Source organism: Polaribacter sp. HA6-7 (assembly GCF_055693625.1).
Genome location: NZ_CM146338.1, coordinates 2,104,725 through 2,124,980 on the forward strand (window position 1 = coordinate 2,104,725; position 20,256 = coordinate 2,124,980).

Consider the following 20,256-nt stretch of genomic DNA (forward strand, 5'->3'; position numbering starts at 1 on the left):
ATTATTTTTGTTTTCTTTTACTTTTTTTAGTTCACTACTACTTTTTATTATCACAAAAAAAACAACTAAAACCTCAACAAAGGGCAATGTATAAATTTTTAGATTTTCTTTTGGAAGAATAGAGCACGCAATAAAAAACCTAGCAAAGCAACAATAATTATTGTTTTATTAGAAATGTCTTTACTCCTAATTAATAAATAATAGACAAAAGGAACTGTTATTAGCAAATCTATAAGTACAAATACTGAAATTTCTGAAACAAGATTAGATCTTTTTGTAATTGTCACCAATAATAGAAACATTAATAACGGAATACCGAAAACAAATAGATTACTTCGAAAATTAATTTTACCAATCATAAAAAAACTATTATTCATTCTATAGCACTTGGCTTTCCCATTTTTTTGTTACGCTTTTCAAGAGCTATTTTTCCTTGTAAACAACACCGTTTTTCATCACAAAAACTACATTTTCCATTGTGTTAATGTTTTTTGTTGGATCTTCATCTACAGCTATAATATCTGCATAAAATCCTTTTTTAATTTGTCCAATTTCATCTGACATCTTTAATAACATCGCATTTGTAATTGTTGCAGATTGTATTGCTTCTATAGCTGGCATACCGGCTTCTACCATAAAACCAAATTCTTTACCATTATTACCATGCTTAAAAACACCCGCATCTGTACCAAAAGCAATTCCAACACCTTTTTTATACGCTTTTGCAAAAGTTCCTTGAATCTGTGGACCAACTGCTAAAGCTTTAGGAACAACTATTTCTGAGTAAAACCTTCAATTTTAGCTTTCTCTTCTACTTCTTTACCTGCAGTAATTGTTGGCACTAAATATGCATCGTGTTTTTTCATTAAATCCATTGTCCCTTCACTCATATAAGTTCCATGTTCTATGGTTTTAACACCTCCTATTATTGCTCTTTTCATACCTTCATCTCCGTGCGCGTGCGCAGCAACATGCATTCCATAATCTTTAGCCGTTTCACAAATAGCTTTAATCTCTTCTATTGTAAACTGCGGATTATCGCCTGATTTTGCCACACTTAAAACACCACCTGTTGCTGTTATTTTTATACAATCTGCTCCGTTTTTATAACGCTGTCTTACAGCTTTTTTTGCATCATCTACAGAATTTACAACACCTTCTTTTGGTCCAGGATTTCCAATTAGTTTTCTTCTACTACCGTTTGTAGGATCTGCATGACCACCAGTAGTTGCCAAAGATTTACCCGCTGTAAAAACTCTTGGCCCCATAATTTTACCGAATTTATAGCATTTTTTATAGAAATATTTACACCTGTCCCGCCTAAATCTCTTACAGATGTAAAGCCATTTAATAAGGTTGTTTTTGCAAAACCTACAGAATTAAATGCAACATCTGCCTCGTTTAAAATATAATTATTCAGCCTTGTATTTCTATTAAATTCTTGCTCTATATGAACATGAAAATCAATTAAACCAGGTAAAACCACTTTATCTTTTAAATCTATAACATTTGCAGTAGAACTTTTAGGAGCAACATAACCATCTAAAATTTTAGAAACTTTATCTCCTTTTACAACAATTGTTTTTTTAGAAGAAATTACACCGGATTTTGTATCTAATAATTTTCCGCATAAAATATATGTTGTTTGTGCATTAACGTTTTGTAACATAAAAAGTGTTGTAAAAAGTAAAAGTAATTTCTTCATTTGTATAAATTTTATCTTTAAATGTATGAAAAAATACCTAATTTGCTTGCTTTAAACTTAAATAATGAAAAACGTAGTTATTACAGGTACAAGTAGAGGAATTGGTTTTGAACTTGCCAAACAATTTGCAGAAAATGGTCATAATGTTTTGGCTTTGTCTAGAAATACAAAACCTTTGTTAAACTATAACCATAAAAATATTACAGTAATTTCTGTTGACTTATCGAACTCTAATGATTTAAAAAAAGTTTCTGAATTTGTAGAGAACAATTGGCAAAGTGTAGATATTTTAATAAACAATGCTGGTAAACTTATAAATAAACCTTTTACAGAGCTTTCTTCTAACGACTTTCTAGATGTTTATAAAGTAAATGTATTTGCAGTTGCAGAAATCACAAAAATTATGATTCCTTATTTGAGGAAAGGAAGTCATGTAGTTACTGTTAGTTCTATGGGCGGAATTCAAGGAAGCATGAAGTTTGCAGGATTGGCTGCATATTCATCTGCCAAAGGAGCTGTTATTACCTTATCAGAATTGTTAGCAGAAGAATATAAAGAACAACAAATAGCTTTTAATGTTTTGGCTTTAGGAGCCGTTCAAACAGAAATGTTAGCAGAAGCTTTTCCTGATTATCAAGCACCTTTAACAGCAACAGAAATGGCAGATTATATGTACAACTTTGCTTTAACAGGTAATAAATTTTATAACGGTAAAGTTTTACAAGTATCTTCTACAACTCCGTAATTTCATTTCAATTTTGGATACAGATTATAAAAATTACATACCCCAAAAAGCAATTCCTTTTTTAGAATTTTTAATTAATGAACATAATTTCACATTAAAAATTGTAAACCAAAGAGCCACAAAACATGGCGATTTTAGAAGTTTACCAAATGGTAAATTTCAAATAACCGTAAATAATAATTTAAATAAATATCAATTTCTATTGACTTTGGTGCATGAAATAGCACATCATGTTACGCATCAAAAATTTGGAGTAGTTCAAGCACATGGAAAAGAATGGAAAGCTATTTTTCAGCATTTGATGTTGCCTTTTTAAATCCAAATATTTATCCGAATGAAATTTTACCTCATTTAGCCAATTATTTAAAAAACCCGAAAGCAAGCACAGATTCTGATGTAAATTTATCTCTAGCTTTAAGAGGAAATGTTGCAGAAAATGGCAAACATTTTATTTTTGACATTCCCTTAAACGAACTCTTTATTTTTAAAAATACTATTTACAAACGCGGTAATAAAAGAAGAACTCGTTACGAATGCTTAAATATGTCTAATAAAAAAGTCTATTTATTTAATCAAAATGTAGAAGTAAAACTTTACAAAGATTTATAATGATATAAAAAAAGCTCCTTTTTTAAGGAGCTTTTTTAGTTAATCTCTTTTGATAAATAAAGTATCTAAATTCATTTCTTTTTGCAACCAATTTCTTAATTCCCTTTCTTTAGGTGTTATAATACTATCTGGTATCTTTAGATTCCATTTAATTGTTGCAACCGGAATTGTATCAATCTTAATAAAATCTTTAGAAGACAAAACACTTGCAAAACCAATTTCTTCGATATCTACATATCTTATTTTAGCATCTTTTGCTATTCTACTAAAAGCTACTACTTTTTGATTTTTATTTAAAGCATCTTGTTCTATTCTGTTATTTAAACTAGATATAGTTTCCTCTAAATCTGCTATTTGCTTTTGTAAACCTGCAATAATATTTTTACTTTCCTTAAGCTCTTCTCTTTTCTCTTTATAAGCTGTTGTAATCAACTCAAAACTTTTGGTATCGCTACCCTTAATAATTATTTTAAAATCCTTTATTTTATCGTAGCTAACGTTATTTGCTAATTGATTATTTAAAATATTTTCTTCGCCATCACTTACTTCATTAAAGAAATTAAGATTAATAATTTTATTTTCATAACTATAAGAATCATCAATTAATTGAAAAGACTTTACAGTTTTAACTTCGTTTTTGATAAAATTATTAACCTGTGTTTTTACTTGGTTTTCTTTAAAAACAGTTATAAAAGTAAATATGGCCGGTATCATTACAGCAATACCAACTACCGTTGCAATGGTAGAGTATCTTTTACGTTTAGCAGCATTTGCATATTTATGCATAGGAAAACGTAATAACTTTAATACCAAAAATGTTGCCAATGCAATAAAAATAGTATTTATAGTAAATAAATACATAGCACCAAAAAGTAAGAAAACTTACCTTTAGCTAAACCATAACCAGCTGTACATAAAGGCGGCATTAATGCTGTTGCAATTGCAACACCAAAAATAACAGAAGCTATAGTACCTTTTTTTGTTCTTGCAACCATTAAGGCTAATCCACCAAAAAAGGCAATTAAAACATCTCGAATATCTGGACTAACTCTTCCTAATAATTCTGAATTATCTTCACTTAAAGGAAAAAAGTAAAAGAACAAGAACGAAGCAAATAAACTTAAACCAATCATGGTTCCTAAGTTCATCAAAGACTTTTTAAAAGTATTGATGTCATTTAATGCAAAAGACATACCTAAACCTAATATTGGCCCCATTAATGGCGATATTAACATGGCACCAATTACCACTGCTGTAGAGTTTGCATTTAAACCGATAGAGGCCACAAAAACGGCAAAAAGTAGAATCCAAGCTGTAGCACCTTTAAATGGTATATCTGCTTTTATAGCTTCTATAGTTGCTTCATGATCTGTATCATCTCTAAAGTCGAAAAGTTCTATTAAAAACTTTTTTACACTTTCTAGCAAACCTTTTGCATCTTTCTGAACATTTTGTTTAGAATTTTCTGCAGCATTAGGTGTAGGGTTTTTAAGATCTTCTTCCATTTATATTAATTTATAACTTTGGAAAGATACAAAAAAAGTGATTTGATTCTTAAAATATATACTATTGTAGATAAATTTTATCTATCTCTAATTTAAAAGTTTCTTGTTTTTTATTACCTATTAGAAATGCAATTTCAGCAATACTGTTAGCAGAAAAATTTCCGATTGATAATTTTCTTCCTCTAAAGGCAGGATACATTTCTGAAAGCTTTATTCTAATAGTTTGCCACTCTCCGGAGGTTGTAAAAGGCGATATGTAGGAATGAGCATTATCTAAATTATCTTTTAATCTAAATTGATATTTTTTACCATCTCCTTTTACCTTTATAACTACCTCTGTATAGCCAATAGTTTTTAAGTTTATATTTTTATTTCTTAATGATGAAAATCCGCCATTATTTTCTAAAGAGATTTTTCCATAAAATTCTCCATAACCTGAATTATTTAAGATAAAACTGCCATAAGACTTTCCTCCCATTACAACATCATCTACTATTTTCCAATCTTCAATGTTTACAGATTTTTTAAAGTCGAAAAGTATTTGGCTTGATAAATTCATAGTGCTAAAATAAATGATTAAAATTATTTTGTTTATCATTTCTTATAATTATTTAAACAAAAATACTAGTTTAAAAGCAAAACTATGTTGAAGTAGTGTTAAAAAAAACTCCACACAAAGTGTGGAGTTTTATAATCAAGTGACCGGGCTGGGGCTCGAACCCAGGACCCTCTCCTTAAAAGGGAGATGCTCTACCAACTGAGCTACCAGGTCATTCTTTTCGCTTAGCGGGTGCAAATATACACCTTAATTTAAATAAAACAAGTTTTTTTTTATTTTATTTCATCTAAATAAACTTGCCTAACTTTCTTTAATAAATTAGAAGAATAAACAAAACTTACAACCGACTCATTTTCAGTAGAAAATATATCTTCACTAGAACCTTCCCAAGCTTTTACTCCTTTATTTAAAAAAACAATTTTTTCTCCAATTTCTATTACAGAATTCATATCATGTGTATTTATTACTGTCGTAATTTTATATTCATCTGTAATTTCTTGAATTAAATTATCAATTACAATTGCAGTTTGAGGATCTAAACCGAATTTGGTTCATCACAAAACAAATATTTAGGGTTCATAACAATTGCTCTAGCAATTGCAACTCTCTTTTGCATTCCTCCGGATAGTTCTGCAGGTAATTTTTTGTTGGAATTTTCTAAATTTACCCTTTTAAGAACTGTGTTTACACGATCTAACATTTCCGATTGAGATTTCTTAGTAAACATCTTTAAAGGAAACATTACGTTTTCTTCTACCGTTTGAGAATCAAACAAAGCACTTCCCTGAAAAACCATGCCTATTTCTTGTCTCCACTGCATTTTTTGTTCTTGAGTAAATTCTGTGTTTAATCTTCCGTCAAAAGCAACTGTTCCTTTCTCTGGAACATGCAATCCAATTAAAGATTTTAAAAATACTGTTTTACCGTAACCACTTTGTCCAATAATTAAATTTGTTTTACCAGGTAAAAAAGTTGTTGTAATCCCTTTTAAAACTTCTGTACCATTAAATCCTTTATGTAAATTTTTTACTTCTATCATATTTTATGTTAATAGCATTTGAGTTAAAAAATAATTTGCAATAACTATTAAAATGGTTGTCCAAACTACAGCTTGTGTACTTGCTCTTCCTACAGCAATCGATCCTCCTTTTACATAATAACCATGATATGAAGGCACAGTAGCTATTAAAAAAGAAAAGATTATCGTTTTTATTAATGCATAAACTATTAAAAATGGTTTAAAATCTGTTTGAATACCTGTTATGTAATCTGTACCTGCAAACAAACCAGAAAGCACACCTGCAATCCAACCTCCAAAAATACCAAGAGCCATTGCTAACGTTATTAAAAAAGGATAGAAAAAAAGAGCCGCTATAATTTTTGGTAATACTAAAAAATTAAGTGAATTAATTCCCATAACTTCTAAAGCATCAATTTGCTCTGTAACTCGCATTGTACCAATACTTGATGTTATATAAGAACCCACTTTACCTGCCAAAATAATACAACAAAATGTAGGTGCAAATTCTAAAATTATAGATCTTTTTGCGGCAAAACCAATTAAAGAATCTGGTATAAATGGGCTATCTAAATTTAAGGCAGTTTGTAATGCAATCACTCCTCCAATAAAAAATGAGATAAACATAATAATACCTAAAGATTTAATACCTAAATCTTCAACTTCTTTCATTAATGCTTGGTAAAAAACACGACGTTTCTGCGGTTTTCTAAAAACACGCTTTAACATCATAAAATACTTACCCACATGTTCTAAATACGTCATTTAAACTAATTTTAGGCTAAAGTATTAAAATATGATTAATTGAATGTTAATTATACAACTTCAAAATAAAAAATAATTACTTTTGATGAAATTTATAATATTTTTCAACTAATGAAGAAAGCTATTTTCTACCTATTAACATCAATTATTTTAATCTCTAGTTGTACTAGAAGTAGTACAAAAACCTCAAAAAAACCAAAGTTGGTAATTGGTATTGTAATAGATCAAATGAGATATGATTATTTAACAAGATATGCAGACAGGTATTCTGAAGGCGGGTTTAATAGAATTTTAAAAAACGGATTCTCTCTTGAAAATGCCCATTTTAATTATATACCAACATATACTGCTGTCGGACACACATCTATATATACAGGTACAACACCAGATAATCACGGTATAATTTCTAACAATTGGTACGATAAAAAATTAAAAGAAACGATCTACTGTGTAGATGATGATAACTACAAAACGGTAGGAAATGATGGTTATGTAGGAAAAAAATCTCCACATAGATTATACACTACAACAATAACCGATCAGTTACAATTAGCACAAAATATGCAAGGAAAAACAATTGGTATTTCTATTAAAGATAGATCTGCAATTTTACCAGTTGGGCATACAGCTAATGCTGCATATTGGTACGATGGAGGCGATAAAAATCAATGGATAACAAGTTCTTTTTATATGGATGAATTACCAAATTGGGTAAAAAATTTTAATAAAAATAACAAAGCAGATTCTTATTTAAATACTACTTGGGAAACTTTATATGATATCGAAACATATACACAAAGTAGAGCCGATAATAATATTTACGAAAACAATTTAAACGGAAAAGAAAAACCAGACTTTCCTAAAGACTTAAAAGAATTAAGAGAAAAAAATGGTAATTTTAGCTTGATCAAAACTATTCCTGCTGGTAATACTTATACTGTAGATTTTGCAAAAGCAGTGATTAAAGGAGAACAATTAGGTACTACTGAATTTACAGATTTTTTGAGTGTTAGTTTTTCATCTACAGATTATGTTGGTCATAGATACGGTGTTGCTGCTGTAGAAACTGAAGACACATATTTAAGACTTGATAAAGATTTAGAAGATTTTTTTAATTTTTTAGATACTGAAGTTGGTAAAGGAAATTACACTTTATTTTTAACTGCAGATCATGCAGCGGTTCATGTACCATCTTACCTTCAATCACTAAAAATACCTGCACATTATATGAGCACTAAAGATTTTAGCGATTTCTTATTAGGTGTTACCCAAAAGTATTTTAATTCTAAAGAATTGATAGAAAATGTTTCTAATTATCAAATCTTTTTAGATAAAAATAAAATTGAATCTTTAGGTTTAGATAAAAATGATGTTGCACAAAGAATTGCTGATGAAGTTGTAAATTTTGATAAAATATACAAAGCTGTAACTGCTAGAACATTACAAACAACTAATTTTACTAGCGGTATTTTAAGCTCTTTGCAAAATGGTTACAATCAGAAATTTTCCGGAGACGTTTTAATGATTCCTTATCCTGCAACATTAATTAGTAGTAGAAAAGGTACCAGTCACGGTTCTCAGTTACTCTTATGATACACACGTACCAATTATATTTTATGGTAACGGAATTAAAAAAGGAAGATCTACTAAGAAATATGATATTATAGATATTGCACCTACAATTTCTAATTTACTTAAAATTGAAGCGCCAAACGGAACATCAGGAAAAATTATAGATGAAGTTTTAGAGAAATAATTACAATTTAAAAACAGAATTATCTTGGTGCTTTTTAATAGCTTTTCTAGAAAGAACAATTCCTATTATAAGCGATATAAAAGCACCAATTGAAATTCCCGGAATAAAATTTATGAATAGAAAAAAATCATAAGCTCCATGAAATATTGTAGCTAATAACAAACCAATTAAATTCAATTGAACTCTATTCTTAGAAAACTTAGCTTTTCCCATAAAATATCCCATCAAAATTCCGAAAGTTGCATGTGCAGGAACAGCCGTAAAAGCTCTAATTAAACCTGTCCCAGCACCATATTGAAAAGTATATATTACATTTTCTAAAGCTGCAAACCCCATAGAAACCATTACTGCATAGACGATTCCATCGAAGGGTTCGTTAAATTCTTTATTTTTTTGCGAATAAAACCTTACTATTAAATATTTAGAGAATTCTTCAACTAAAGCAACTACTACAAAAGCTTTTAAAAACTGATGAAATATATCTTTAGAATTTAATTCGGAAATAATAAGGCAGCAGCATAGCCAATAGCAAATGTTAGAGTCACACTTACAGTTGCACCTAATAGAAATGTTTTTACTAAAATTGCTACAGGCTCTTTTTCATATTTATCTTTAAAGTAAATATATAAAATTATAATAGTTACTGGCGCAATAGCCAAGAGTAGTAAATTCATTTATCCGCAGCAATTTAAACTTGATCTTAATTTTTGGTAAAAATACTTCTGCCATCATACATCGTGCACTACCACCACCGCAAGTTTCTATTGTTTCTAAAGAACTAGAAATAATTTTACAATGATTATTTATTTTAGCTACCTGACTTTGTGTTAACGAATCGTGTGCAGTTTTACTCATCACAAGAAATAACTCATCATTAGCTCCTCTAACTTGTAACATGTTACCCGCAAAATTATGCATTTGAGCTTCAGTAATTTCAATGACCTGTTTACCATCTTCTTTTAAATGCTTTAAGACATTTTTCTTTTCGGCTTTATTATCTATGGTATCAAGACAGATTACTGCAAAAGTTTCTGCAACGCACATCATCACATTTGTATGATAAATTGCTGCTCTCTCTCCTTCTACAGTTTGATTAGCAACAAAAACTACAGGTGTATACTCAAAATCTTCACAAAACTCTATAAATAAATCTTCATCTGCTCTAGCAGATAAAGCGCAGTATGCTTTTCTATTTACTCTATCTAAAATAATACTTCCTGTACCTTCTAAAAATAAATCTTCTTCTTCAGCAGAAGTATAATCAACAATATTTTCGATTAAAAAATCATTTTTTTCTAACTCATTTAAAATATCATCTCTTCTTTCTAAACGTCTATTTTCTGCAAACATTGGATACAATCCAACAGTTCCATCAGAATGAAAAGAAATCCAATTATTGGGAAAAATTGAATCTGGTGTGTCAAATTTATCAGTATCAGAAACTACTACAACATTAACACCAAAACTTTTCAATTTAAAAACATAAGCATCAAATTCTTGTTGAGCTTTGTTATTAATTTCAGCATTTTTTAAATCAATATCTTCCTGAAAATAGTTGTTTACTGCAGTTTGTTCATTCATCCTAAAGTTGATAGGACGAATCATTAATATGGTATTTGTAGTTTGTTGCATAAATTTTAAATAAAGTACAAATATAAACACATATTATTATAGAATACGTATTAAAATTAAAAACCGTTTTCTTTTTTTGAAAACGGTTTTTACTAAATTTATTACAAGCTTTATTCTCTTATTAACGGCATTGTAGAACACCTTAGCAAGCCTTCTTGTTTGGCTATTTCTGAATAAGCAACTTCTTCAACTATAAATCCTTTACTTCTAAGCCATGTATTTAAGCGAGTAAAGTTTTTTTCTGAAATGATTACATCTTCTGAAATCGAAAAAATATTACTATTCATGTTATACATTTCTTCCTTATCAATTTCAAAAATATTTTCTTTTCCAAAGAAATCTACTAACCATTGATATTCTTTTTCAACTAAAAATCCGTTTTTATGAAGTATAGCTTTATTTTTTCCTATTGGTTGAAAGCAACAATCTAAATGTAAAGCATTCTCTTTAGGGTTCACATTATCTTTTCTTAATTCAAAAGATTTTACAGTTTTTTCTCGAAACAATTCTTGCAACGCAATTACAGCATCTGTATTCGTTCTTGCTGTAATAAAATCTGGATAATCTTCTCCTGAGTAAGTACCCACAAAAATATAATCATTCCAGGGCATTACATCACCACCTTCTACATGACATTCTTCGGGTAGCTTGATAATATTTTTAGCATCAATTTGAGATAGCACATGATTTATCGCATCAATTTCTTGATCTCTATCTGGCAAAATATTTGCTTTTACCAATTTGTCTTCTATTACAAATGCTATATCTCTAGAAAATATTTGATTATAATCTTCTATAACTTTTGGTCTAAAAACTTCTACATTATATTTTTCTAAAACAGTTGCAACCGCATCTATTTCAGCAATCATATCTGCTTCTTTTGGGTAAGTACCCCAAGAACATGCTGCTTACTTTTAGGGTCGTAACAATCTTCTACTTTGGGCGTAGGACCCACACTATTTGCAATTCCTAATACTACAGCTTTAAGTTTAGCTGTTTCATTTTTGATATTTAGTTTTAACATATAAAAAATGTAAAAAAAGCTTCATATAATTATGAAGCTTTTTATTGTTAGTGTTTTTATTATCTATTTTCTATAGATGTAAAAGCTCTTAAGTTTTCGCCAGTATAAATTTGACGAGGTCTACCTATTGGCTCTTTGTTTAAACGCATTTCTTTCCATTGTGCAATCCAACCTGGTAATCTACCTAAAGCAAACATTACTGTAAACATCTCTACAGGAATACCCATTGCTCTATAAATAATACCGAGTAGAAATCTACATTAGGGTATAATTTTCTATCTACAAAATAAGGATCGTTAAGTGCTTCTTGCTCTAATCCTCTTGCAATATCTAAAATAGGATCTTCGATACCTAAATCTTTTAAAACTTCATCGGCTGCTTTTTTAATAATTGTAGCTCTAGGATCAAAGTTTTTATAAACTCTATGACCAAATCCCATTAAACGGAAAGGATCGTTTTTATCCTTTGCTTTAGCCATGTATTTTTTTGTATCTCCACCATCTTCTTTAATAGCTTCTAACATTTCTAAAACAGCCTGATTAGCACCACCGTGTAATGGTCCCCAAAGTGCAGAAATTCCTGCAGATAAAGAAGCAAATAACCCTGCATGAGAAGAACCTACTATTCTTACTGTAGAAGTAGAACAGTTTTGCTCATGATCGGCATGTAAGATTAATAATTTATCTATTGCGTCTTTAATTATTGGATTGATTACGTATTCTTCATTTGGCTCTTCGAACATCATTTTCATGATATTTTCAACATAACCTAAAGATTTAGATCCGTAGTTTAAAGGTAAACCTGTTTTCTTACGCATTGTCCAAGCAACTAACACAGGAAATTTACCTAGTATTTTTACAATTGCATTGTACATTTCTTCTTCTGAATTTACATTTACTGAAGAAGGATTAAAAGCTGTTAAAGCACTTGTTAAAGAAGACAAAATACCCATTGGGTGAGCTGTCTTAGGAAAAGCATCTAATATTTTTTTAACATCATCATCTACAACAGACTTAGATTTAATATCAGAATGAAATTTTTCTAATTGTTCTTTTGTTGGTAACTCACCAAAAATTAAAGCATATGCAACTTCTAAAAAGTCTGCTTTTTCTGCTAAATCTTCAATAGAATACCCTCTATATCTTAAGATTCCTTTTTCACCATCTAAAAAAGTAATAGCACTTTCACAAGAACCTGTATTCTTGTATCCAGGATCTATTGTAATAACCCCATTGGTAGCTCCACGCAACGATTTAATATCTATTGCTACTTCATTTTCTGTTCCTTTTACAAGAGGAAATTCATATGAATCTTCTCCGATTTGTAATTTAGCTATATCTGACATTTATAATGATTTTATTGTGTTTTTCTCAATTCCACGAAGATACCATATTTTATAGATAATTTATATTACTTTTTTATAGTTTTTCAATATTTTAAAATAATATTAACTTATAGTTTAAAAACGAAAAAACCCCGCATAAAATGCGAGGCTTGTAATGTTTATAAAACTTAAAAAATTATATTTTAAAAGCTTTTTCTTTAGGGAAATATGCAACTTCACCTAATTCTTCTTCTATTCTTAATAATTGATTATACTTAGCCATTCTATCAGAACGAGAAGCAGAACCTGTTTTTATTTGTCCACAGTTTAATGCAACTGCTAAATCTGCAATTGTATTATCTTCTGTTTCACCAGATCTATGAGACATTACAGATGTAAAACCTGCATTTTTAGCCATATATACTGCTGCAATTGTTTCTGTTAAAGTACCAATTTGGTTTACTTTAATTAAGATAGAATTTGCAATGTTGTTTTCAATTCCTCTAGATAAACGTTCTACATTTGTTACAAACAAATCATCTCCAACTAATTGTACTTTATCACCAATCTTTTCAGTTAAATATTTCCAACCTTCCCAATCGTTTTCATCCATACCATCTTCAATAGAAATAATAGGATATTTAGCGGCTAATTCTGCTAAGTAATCTGCTTGTTCTTGGCTAGTTCTAATTTTACCAGTTTCACCTTCAAATTTAGAATAATCGTATTTTCCATCAACATAAAATTCTGCCGCAGCACAATCCAATGCAACCATAATTTCGTCTCCGAAAGAATAACCTGCATTTTTAACTGCTAATGCAATAGTATCTAAAGCATCTTCTGTACCATCTAAAGTTGGTGCAAAACCTCCTTCATCACCTACAGCAGTAGATAAATTTCTGTCATGTAATACTTTCTTTAAATTATGAAAAATCTCTGATCCCATTTGCATAGCCTGAGAAAAAGTTTCTGCCTTAACTGGCATCACCATAAATTCTTGAAAAGCAATAGGTGCATCAGAATGAGAACCACCATTAATTATATTCATCATAGGAACTGGTAATGTGTTTGCAGAAACACCACCAACATATCTATATAAAGGCATTCCTAACTCATTTGCAGCAGCTTTAGCAGCAGCTAAAGAAACTCCTAAAATTGCGTTAGCACCTAATTTAGATTTATTTGGAGTACCATCTAAATCAATCATTAATTTATCAATACTATTTTGTTCAAATACAGAAACTCCTAAAAGTTCTGCAGCTATAATATTATTTACATTATCAACAGCTTTTAAAACACCTTTCCCCATATAAGCATCTCCTCCATCTCGTAACTCTACTGCTTCATGTTCTCCTGTAGATGCTCCGAAGGAACTGCTGCTCTACCTAAAATTCCATTTTCAGTAGTTACATCTACTTCAACTGTTGGATTTCCTCTTGAATCAAAAATCTGACGTGCGTGAACGCTAATAATAATACTCATTGTATATTTTATTTAATTAATTTACTATTCTATATTGCTAATTTACAAAATATGATACTCATTTATTTGAGTTTAAACGGATTCTTACGAAAACGATTTCAATATTTATAGATTAACAATTAAGTTTATGAATTGCTTTTTATAGTTTCTATAAACTGGTCGAATAAATATTCTGAATCATTAGGTCCTGGACTAGCCTCTGGATGATATTGTACAGAAAAGACAGGTTTATTTTTCATTTTGATACCAGCAACCGTATGATCATTTAAATGAACATGTGTTATTTCAATATCTTTATTACTTTCAGTTTCTTCTTTATTGATTGCAAAACCATGGTTTTGAGAAGTAATTTCACCTTTACCAGTTGCAATATTTTTAACAGGATGGTTAATACCTCTATGACCATTATGCATTTTATATGTAGAAATACCATTTGCCAATGCAATAACTTGATGACCTAAACAAATACCGAATAAAGGTAAATCTCGTTTTATAATTTCTTTAGCAACTTCTTGGGCATCTATTAAAGGCTCTGGATCTCCTGGTCCGTTAGAAATGAAATACCCATTAGGATTAAATGATTCTAATTCTGAGAACTTAGAATCGTAAGGAAATACTTTAATATAAGCACCTCTTTTAGCTAAATTTCTTAAAATATTTTTCTTAATACCAATATCTAATGCCGATATTTTAATTGAAGCATTTTCATCACCTACAAAATATGGTTCTTTTGTAGAAACTTTAGAAGCTAACTCTAATCCTTCCATACTTGGTACAGATGCAAGTTGTTTTTTTAGTTCTTCGATGTTATCTGTTTCTGTAGATATGATTGCGTTCATAGCACCATTGTCTCTAATATAAGCTACTAAAGCTCTAGTATCAACATCAGAAATTGCAACAATATTATGCTTTTCGAACCAATCTTTTAAATTACCGTTAGAATCTACTCTAGAGTGAGTAAAACTAAAGTTTCTACATATTAAACCAGATATTTTAATTCCATCAGATTCTACTTCATCATCATTTACTCCATAATTACCGATATGAGCATTTGCAGTAACCATTATTTGACCAAAATAAGATGGATCTGTAAAAATTTCTTGATAACCTGTCATACCTGTATTAAAACAAATTTCTCCTGTTGAAGTTCCTTCTATACCTACAGATTTTCCATAAAAGATAGTTCCATCAGCTAATAAAACTAGTGCTTTTTTTCTTGTTTGATATTTCATTAATATATAATTGTGTTTGTTGTTGTTGTAAAAATATAAAAAAGGGATAAACGTAAACGTTTATCCCTTTTATATAAATTAAAAAATTTTCATTTTTTATTCTTCAGATTTTGCTTCTGTTGCAGTACCTTCTACTTGAGCAGATTCAGATTTTTTCCTCTTCCTCTTCTTGTAGATTTTTTCGCTTTTTTACCATTAGGGTTATAGATTTCGTTGTAATCAACAAACTCTACCATTGCCATAGGAGCGTTATCTCCTTGACGATTTCCTAATTTGATAATACGAAGGTAACCACCTGGTCTATCTCCTACTTTTACAGAAATTTCTTTAAATAATTCTGTAACAGCAAATTTATCACGTAAGTAAGAAAAAACAATACGTCTATTGTGAGTAGTATCAGTTTTAGACTTTGTTACTAATGGTTCAACAAAAACTCTTAATGCTTTTGCTTTAGCCACTGTTGTGTTAATACGCTTATGTTCTATTAAAGAACAAGTCATATTAGCTAACATCGCTTTTCTATGCGAAGTTGTTCTTCCTAAATGATTGTGTTTTTTTCCGTGTCTCATGACCTTGTTTTATTATTCATCTTGCATCAACTCTCTTTGAGGAGCAAAATATGAAAATTAATCTCTATCTAATTTGTATTTGCTTAAATCCATTCCGAAACTTAAACCTTTAACAATAACTAATTCTTCTAGTTCTGTTAAAGACTTTTTACCAAAGTTTCTAAACTTCATTAAATCACTTTTGTTAAAGGAAACTAAATCGCCTAATGTATCAACTTCTGCAGCTTTTAAACAATTTAATGCTCTTACTGATAAGTCCATATCAATTAATCTAGTTTTTAATAACTGACGCATATGTAATGATTCTTCATCATATGTTTCTGTCTGTGCAATTTCATCTGCCTCTAAAGTGATACGCTCATCAGAGAATAACATAAAGTGGTGAATTAAAATCTTAGCAGCTTCTGTTAAAGCGTCTTTAGGATTTATAGATCCATCAGTATCAATATCGAAAACTAATTTCTCGTAATCCGTTTTTTGTTCTACACGGTAATTTTCGATTGCGTACTTTACATTCTTAATTGGTGTGTAAATAGAATCTGTAAAGATTGTACCTATTGGTGCTGAAGCTTTTTTATTTTCTTCTGCAGGTACAAACCCTCTACCTTTTTCTATTGTAATTTCTGCATTTAATTTAACAGATTTATCCATGTTACAAATAACTAAATCTGGATTCAATACTTGGAATCCCGATATAAATTTCTGTAAATCTCCAGCAGTAAACTGCTCTTGACCTGAAATAGAAACAGATACAGTTTCTCTATCTGTTTCGTCTATTTGTTTCTTAAAACGAACTTGCTTTAAGTTTAAGATAATTTCAGTTACATCTTCTACAACACCAGATACAGTAGAAAATTCATGTTCTACACCATCAACTCTTAAAGATGTGATTGCAAAACCTTCTAAAGAAGATAAAAGTACTCTTCTTAAAGCGTTTCCTATTGTTAAACCAAAACCTGGTTCTAAAGGTCTAAATTCGAATCTTCCGGAGAAATCTGTAGATTCTATCATTATAACCTTATCTCGGTTTTTGAAAATTTAAAATTGCCATTTTTTCTTCGTTTTAATTGTTATTTAGTTGCGCGAAATATGAGTGTGAAGAAATACTTATAAATCCTTTGGCTAAATACCAATATGATTAATTTATTACTTAGAATATAATTCTACGATTAACTGCTCTTTAATGTTTTCTCGGAATTTGTAATCTTGCTGGTACTTTAACAAAAGTTCCTTCTTTTTTATCAGAATTCCAAGTTAACCATTCATAAACATTATTGTTAGATGCTAAAGCATCATCAATAGCTTGTAAAGATTTAGACTTTTCTCTAACAGCAACTACATCTCCTTCTTTTAATCTGTAAGATGGTACGTTTACTAATTCTCCATTAACAGTAATATGTCTGTGAGAAACTAATTGACGTGCACCACTTCTTGATTTAGAAACACCCATTCTGTAAACAACATTATCTAATCGAGACTCACATAATTGTAATAAAATCTCACCTGTAATACCTTGTGAAGCAGAAGCATCTTTAAATAAGTTTCTGAATTGACGTTCTAAAATACCGTAAGTATATTTAGCTTTTTGCTTCTCCATTAATTGAGTAGCATATTCAGATTTTTTCCTCTTCTTCTTGCATTACCATGCTGTCCTGGAGGGTAATTTCTTTTTCGAAGTTTTTATCTTCTCCAAAAATAGCTTCACCGAATTTACGGGCTATTTTTGTTTTTGGTCCTGTATATCTTGCCATTTCGTTTGTGTTATAGATAGGGATTATGAATTAAGGCTTACTCCTTCGATAATCTTGTTCCTATCAAGTTAAAATATTTAATTATACTCTTCTTCTCTTAGGAGGACGACAACCATTATGAGGAATTGGAGTAACATCGATAATTTCTGTTACTTCGATACCTGCATTATGAATAGATCTAATTGCAGATTCTCTACCATTTCCTGGTCCTTTTACATAAACTTTTACTTTACGTAAACCTGCTTCTTTTGCAACGTTTGCACAATCTTCTGCTGCTAATTGAGCTGCGTAAGGAGTATTCTTTTTAGAACCTCTAAAACCCATTTTACCTGCAGATGACCATGAAATTACATCTCCTTTTTTATTAGTTAAAGAAATAATGATGTTATTAAAAGATGCTGTTACATGAGCTTCTCCTATTGCTTCAATTATTACTTTACGTTTTTTTGAACTTGCTTTTGCCATAATTATTTAGTTTTAGTAACTTAGTTTTCTATTAATAATTGGTAAAACCAATTGATAGATCTTATGTTACTTGTCTAACTTACTTTTTCTTGTTAGCTACAGTTTTTCTCTTACCTTTTCTTGTACGAGAATTGTTTTTAGTTCTTTGTCCTCTTAAAGGAAGACCAAGTCTATGACGAATTCCTCTCTGACATCCAATATCCATCAAACGTTTGATGTTTATCTGAACTTCAGATCTTAATTCTCCTTCAATTGTGAAAGATCCAACTTGCTCTCTAATTGCAGCGATTTGATCATCAGTCCAATCTTGAACTTTAATACTCTCGTCTACCTTAGCTTCTGCTAAAACTTTTTTAGCTCTGCTGCTTCCAATACCAAAGATGTAAGTTAAAGCAATAACCCCTCTTTTATTCTTTGGAATATCAATACCTGCTATTCTTGCCATTACCCTTGTCTTTGTTTAAATCTAGGATTTTGTTTATTAATTACGTATAATCTACCTTTTCTGCGCACTATTTTGCAGTCGGCACTTCTTTTTTTAACTGATGCTCTAACTTTCATCTGTTTAGTTTTTTTAGTATCTGTAAGTAATTCTTGCTTTTGATAAATCATACGGACTCATCTCTAACTTTACCTTGTCTCCAGGTAAAAGTTTGATATAATGCATACGCATTTTTCCGAAATGTGAGCCGTTACAATATGTCCGTTTTCTAATTCTACACGAAACATAGCATTTGATAATGCTTCTGTGATTGTTCCGTCTTGTTGAATTGCTGATTGTTTAGCCATACTATTTATTTGATTTTCTATTGCTGTTTCCTGTTTTCATTAAACCATCATAATGATTATTTAATAAATACGAGTTAATTTGTTGCATTGTATCAATTGCTACACCTACCATAATGATTAATGATGTACCACCGTAAAACATTGCCCATCCCTGTTGTACTCCAAACTGAACTACAATTGCAGGTAATATAGACAATGCAGCTAAAAATAACGATCCAGGGAAAGTTATTCTAGATAATACACTATCTAATCTATCCGCAGTATCTTTTCCAGGTCTAATACCAGGAATAAAACCACCACTTCTCTTCAAATCCTCAGCCATTTTATTGGTAGGAATTGTAATTGCAGTATAAAAATAACTAAAAATTATAATTAGTAAAGCAAATATAACATTGTACTGCCAACCATTAGGATCTGTTAAACCAACTAAAGCTGGAAATCTTTGACCTAAAGCTAAAGGCAAAAACATAATTGCTTGAGCAAAAATAATTGGCATTACACCTGCTGCATTTAATTTCAAAGGAATGTAATCTCTTGAACCTGCAACATTTTGTACATTACCTGCAACTGTTCTTCTTGCATATTGTACAGCAATTTTTCTAACAGCTGTAACTAATAAAACAGTTAATAAAATCACTACAAACCAAACGATAATTTCAATTAAAATCATCATTAAACCACCTGCACCTGCATTTTCTGTTTTAGAAACGAATTCTTGTAAAAAAGCAGCTGGGAAATTAGCAATAATACCAACAGTAATTAATAATGAAATACCATTACCTATACCTTTATCAGTAATACGCTCACCTAACCACATAGCAAAAATTGTACCTGCAGTTAAGATTATGATTGACGATACCCAAAAAGTTAAACCACTAACTAAAAAAGCTTCGGTGGTAAGTTAAATTGAGTCTTAATAGCAGTAATATACGTTGGTGCTTGCACTAACGTAATAACTATTGTTAACCATCTTGTAATTTGTGTAATTTTTTTCTACCACTTTCTCCATCTTTTTGTAATTTTTGTAAATAAGGAACAGCAATTCCCATTAACTGAACTACAATAGAAGCAGAAATGTATGGCATTATACCAAGAGCCATTACTGACGCCCTAGCAAATGCCCCACCTGTAAATGCATTCAATAATCCTAAAAGACCTCCGAAGTACTTTCTTTTAAAGCTGATAACTGTAATGGATCTATACCAGGTAATGGTACAGCAGCCATAAAACGATACACAGCAATTAAACCGATAGTAAGAAGAATTTTGTTTTTTAATTCTTCAATTTTGAAAATATCCTTTAGCGTATTAATAAAATTCATCATTT

12 protein-coding genes, 1 tRNA gene and 11 pseudogenes are annotated in these 20,256 nt (G+C 30.0%); 4 read left to right on the plus strand and 20 right to left on the minus strand.

Translation table 11 applies throughout. From position 1 onward, the window contains the following. Window positions 1-423: 423 nt before the first annotated feature. Window positions 424-1,705: pseudogene (locus ACZ1HD_RS11745) on the minus strand (metal-dependent hydrolase family protein). Between the two features lie 64 nt (window positions 1,706-1,769). Here ACZ1HD_RS11745 and ACZ1HD_RS11750 point away from each other — a divergent pair. From ACZ1HD_RS11750 to ACZ1HD_RS11760, 3 genes are read left to right on the plus strand one after another with little or no spacing between them, the layout of a single operon-like run. After that, window positions 1,770-2,450, plus strand: coding sequence for an SDR family NAD(P)-dependent oxidoreductase (locus tag ACZ1HD_RS11750; RefSeq protein WP_472687526.1), 681 nt, complete (start codon window positions 1,770-1,772; stop codon window positions 2,448-2,450). A gap of 13 nt (window positions 2,451-2,463) precedes the next feature. Then, entirely contained in the window at window positions 2,464-2,766 is a 303-nt protein-coding gene (locus ACZ1HD_RS11755; RefSeq protein WP_472687527.1) for a SprT-like domain-containing protein, read from the plus strand. Further along, window positions 2,727-3,059 carry a hypothetical protein gene (locus ACZ1HD_RS11760; protein ID WP_472687528.1) on the plus strand — a complete coding sequence of 111 codons (333 nt, stop codon included), beginning with the start codon at window positions 2,727-2,729 and terminating at the stop codon, window positions 3,057-3,059. Before ACZ1HD_RS11755 ends, ACZ1HD_RS11760 begins: the two co-directional genes overlap by 40 nt. Before the next feature lie 39 nt (window positions 3,060-3,098). Here the strand turns inward: ACZ1HD_RS11760 and ACZ1HD_RS11765 are convergent. From ACZ1HD_RS11765 to ACZ1HD_RS11785, 5 genes and pseudogenes are all read right to left on the minus strand, one after another. Further along, window positions 3,099-4,564, minus strand: a pseudogene (locus tag ACZ1HD_RS11765) (DUF389 domain-containing protein). Window positions 4,565-4,625: 61 nt separating this feature from the next. After that, window positions 4,626-5,162, minus strand: coding sequence for a CIA30 family protein (locus tag ACZ1HD_RS11770; RefSeq protein WP_472687529.1), 537 nt, complete (start codon window positions 5,160-5,162; stop codon window positions 4,626-4,628). 101 nt (window positions 5,163-5,263) lie between these two features. Then, a tRNA-Lys gene (locus tag ACZ1HD_RS11775) sits at window positions 5,264-5,336 on the minus strand. Between the two features lie 59 nt (window positions 5,337-5,395). Continuing rightward, window positions 5,396-6,162, minus strand: a pseudogene (locus ACZ1HD_RS11780) (ABC transporter ATP-binding protein). 3 nt (window positions 6,163-6,165) lie between these two features. Then, window positions 6,166-6,906: an MlaE family ABC transporter permease gene (locus tag ACZ1HD_RS11785; RefSeq protein ID WP_077809807.1), complete on the minus strand. Its 741-nt coding sequence runs from the start codon at window positions 6,904-6,906 to the stop codon at window positions 6,166-6,168. Between the two features lie 111 nt (window positions 6,907-7,017). On the opposite strand from ACZ1HD_RS11785, the gene pafA reads away from it, so the two are divergent. Beyond that, window positions 7,018-8,499: an alkaline phosphatase PafA gene (gene pafA / locus ACZ1HD_RS11790; RefSeq protein WP_472687530.1), complete on the plus strand. Its 1,482-nt coding sequence runs from the start codon at window positions 7,018-7,020 to the stop codon at window positions 8,497-8,499. A gap of 163 nt (window positions 8,500-8,662) precedes the next feature. Here the strand turns inward: pafA and ACZ1HD_RS11795 are convergent, their stop codons facing one another. The 14 genes and pseudogenes from ACZ1HD_RS11795 to secY all read right to left on the minus strand — a co-directional run bounded on the left by ACZ1HD_RS11795 (window position 8,663) and on the right by secY (window position 20,254). Next, on the minus strand, window positions 8,663-9,232 hold the full coding sequence (locus tag ACZ1HD_RS11795) for a PrsW family intramembrane metalloprotease (protein ID WP_472689348.1): 570 nt from the start codon (window positions 9,230-9,232) through the stop codon (window positions 8,663-8,665). 42 nt (window positions 9,233-9,274) lie between these two features. Next, entirely contained in the window at window positions 9,275-10,294 is a 1,020-nt protein-coding gene (gene ctlX / locus ACZ1HD_RS11800; protein WP_472687531.1) for a citrulline utilization hydrolase CtlX, read from the minus strand. A gap of 110 nt (window positions 10,295-10,404) precedes the next feature. Beyond that, window positions 10,405-11,318 (minus strand): annotated as a pseudogene (locus ACZ1HD_RS11805) (dimethylarginine dimethylaminohydrolase family protein). Window positions 11,319-11,377: 59 nt separating this feature from the next. Next, window positions 11,378-12,663 (minus strand): annotated as a pseudogene (locus tag ACZ1HD_RS11810) (citrate synthase). 175 nt (window positions 12,664-12,838) lie between these two features. Then, window positions 12,839-14,124, minus strand: a pseudogene (gene eno / locus ACZ1HD_RS11815) (phosphopyruvate hydratase). A gap of 125 nt (window positions 14,125-14,249) precedes the next feature. Further along, window positions 14,250-15,356 carry a glutamine-hydrolyzing carbamoyl-phosphate synthase small subunit gene (gene carA / locus ACZ1HD_RS11820; RefSeq protein WP_472687532.1) on the minus strand — a complete coding sequence of 369 codons (1,107 nt, stop codon included), beginning with the start codon at window positions 15,354-15,356 and terminating at the stop codon, window positions 14,250-14,252. Window positions 15,357-15,452: 96 nt separating this feature from the next. Beyond that, window positions 15,453-15,925: pseudogene (gene rplQ, locus ACZ1HD_RS11825) on the minus strand (50S ribosomal protein L17). Between the two features lie 57 nt (window positions 15,926-15,982). Continuing rightward, window positions 15,983-16,976 (minus strand): annotated as a pseudogene (locus ACZ1HD_RS11830) (DNA-directed RNA polymerase subunit alpha). A 95-nt stretch (window positions 16,977-17,071) separates the two neighbouring features. Then, window positions 17,072-17,676, minus strand: a pseudogene (gene rpsD / locus ACZ1HD_RS11835) (30S ribosomal protein S4). Between the two features lie 81 nt (window positions 17,677-17,757). Further along, a complete protein-coding gene (rpsK, locus tag ACZ1HD_RS11840) occupies window positions 17,758-18,141 on the minus strand; it encodes a 30S ribosomal protein S11 (RefSeq protein WP_077809818.1) in 384 nt (127 codons plus the stop codon). Window positions 18,142-18,220: 79 nt separating this feature from the next. Further along, window positions 18,221-18,586: a 30S ribosomal protein S13 gene (gene rpsM, locus ACZ1HD_RS11845; protein WP_077809819.1), complete on the minus strand. Its 366-nt coding sequence runs from the start codon at window positions 18,584-18,586 to the stop codon at window positions 18,221-18,223. Beyond that, window positions 18,586-18,702: a type B 50S ribosomal protein L36 gene (ykgO, locus tag ACZ1HD_RS11850; protein ID WP_004568720.1), complete on the minus strand. Its 117-nt coding sequence runs from the start codon at window positions 18,700-18,702 to the stop codon at window positions 18,586-18,588. Before ykgO ends, rpsM begins: the two co-directional genes overlap by 1 nt. 13 nt (window positions 18,703-18,715) lie before the next feature. Then, window positions 18,716-18,930: pseudogene (infA, locus tag ACZ1HD_RS11855) on the minus strand (translation initiation factor IF-1). Between the two features lies 1 nt (window position 18,931). After that, window positions 18,932-20,254: pseudogene (secY, locus tag ACZ1HD_RS11860) on the minus strand (preprotein translocase subunit SecY). Window positions 20,255-20,256: the final 2 nt, after the last annotated feature.

What these genes read in the sequence shown, in the direction of transcription:
- ACZ1HD_RS11750 (WP_472687526.1), top strand. Translation starts at nt 1,770, where the DNA reads ATGAAAAACGTAGTTATTACAGGTACAAGTAGAGGAATTGGTTTTGAA.
- ACZ1HD_RS11760 (WP_472687528.1), top strand. Translation starts at nt 2,727, where the DNA reads ATGGAAAGCTATTTTTCAGCATTTGATGTTGCCTTTTTAAATCCAAAT.
- ACZ1HD_RS11770 (WP_472687529.1), bottom strand. Translation starts at nt 5,162, where the DNA reads ATGATAAACAAAATAATTTTAATCATTTATTTTAGCACTATGAATTTA.
- ACZ1HD_RS11785 (WP_077809807.1), bottom strand. Translation starts at nt 6,906, where the DNA reads ATGACGTATTTAGAACATGTGGGTAAGTATTTTATGATGTTAAAGCGT.
- pafA (WP_472687530.1), top strand. Translation starts at nt 7,018, where the DNA reads ATGAAGAAAGCTATTTTCTACCTATTAACATCAATTATTTTAATCTCT.
- ctlX (WP_472687531.1), bottom strand. Translation starts at nt 10,294, where the DNA reads ATGCAACAAACTACAAATACCATATTAATGATTCGTCCTATCAACTTT.
- carA (WP_472687532.1), bottom strand. Translation starts at nt 15,356, where the DNA reads ATGAAATATCAAACAAGAAAAAAAGCACTAGTTTTATTAGCTGATGGA.
- rpsK (WP_077809818.1), bottom strand. Translation starts at nt 18,141, where the DNA reads ATGGCAAAAGCAAGTTCAAAAAAACGTAAAGTAATAATTGAAGCAATA.
- rpsM (WP_077809819.1), bottom strand. Translation starts at nt 18,586, where the DNA reads ATGGCAAGAATAGCAGGTATTGATATTCCAAAGAATAAAAGAGGGGTT.
- ykgO (WP_004568720.1), bottom strand. Translation starts at nt 18,702, where the DNA reads ATGAAAGTTAGAGCATCAGTTAAAAAAAGAAGTGCCGACTGCAAAATA.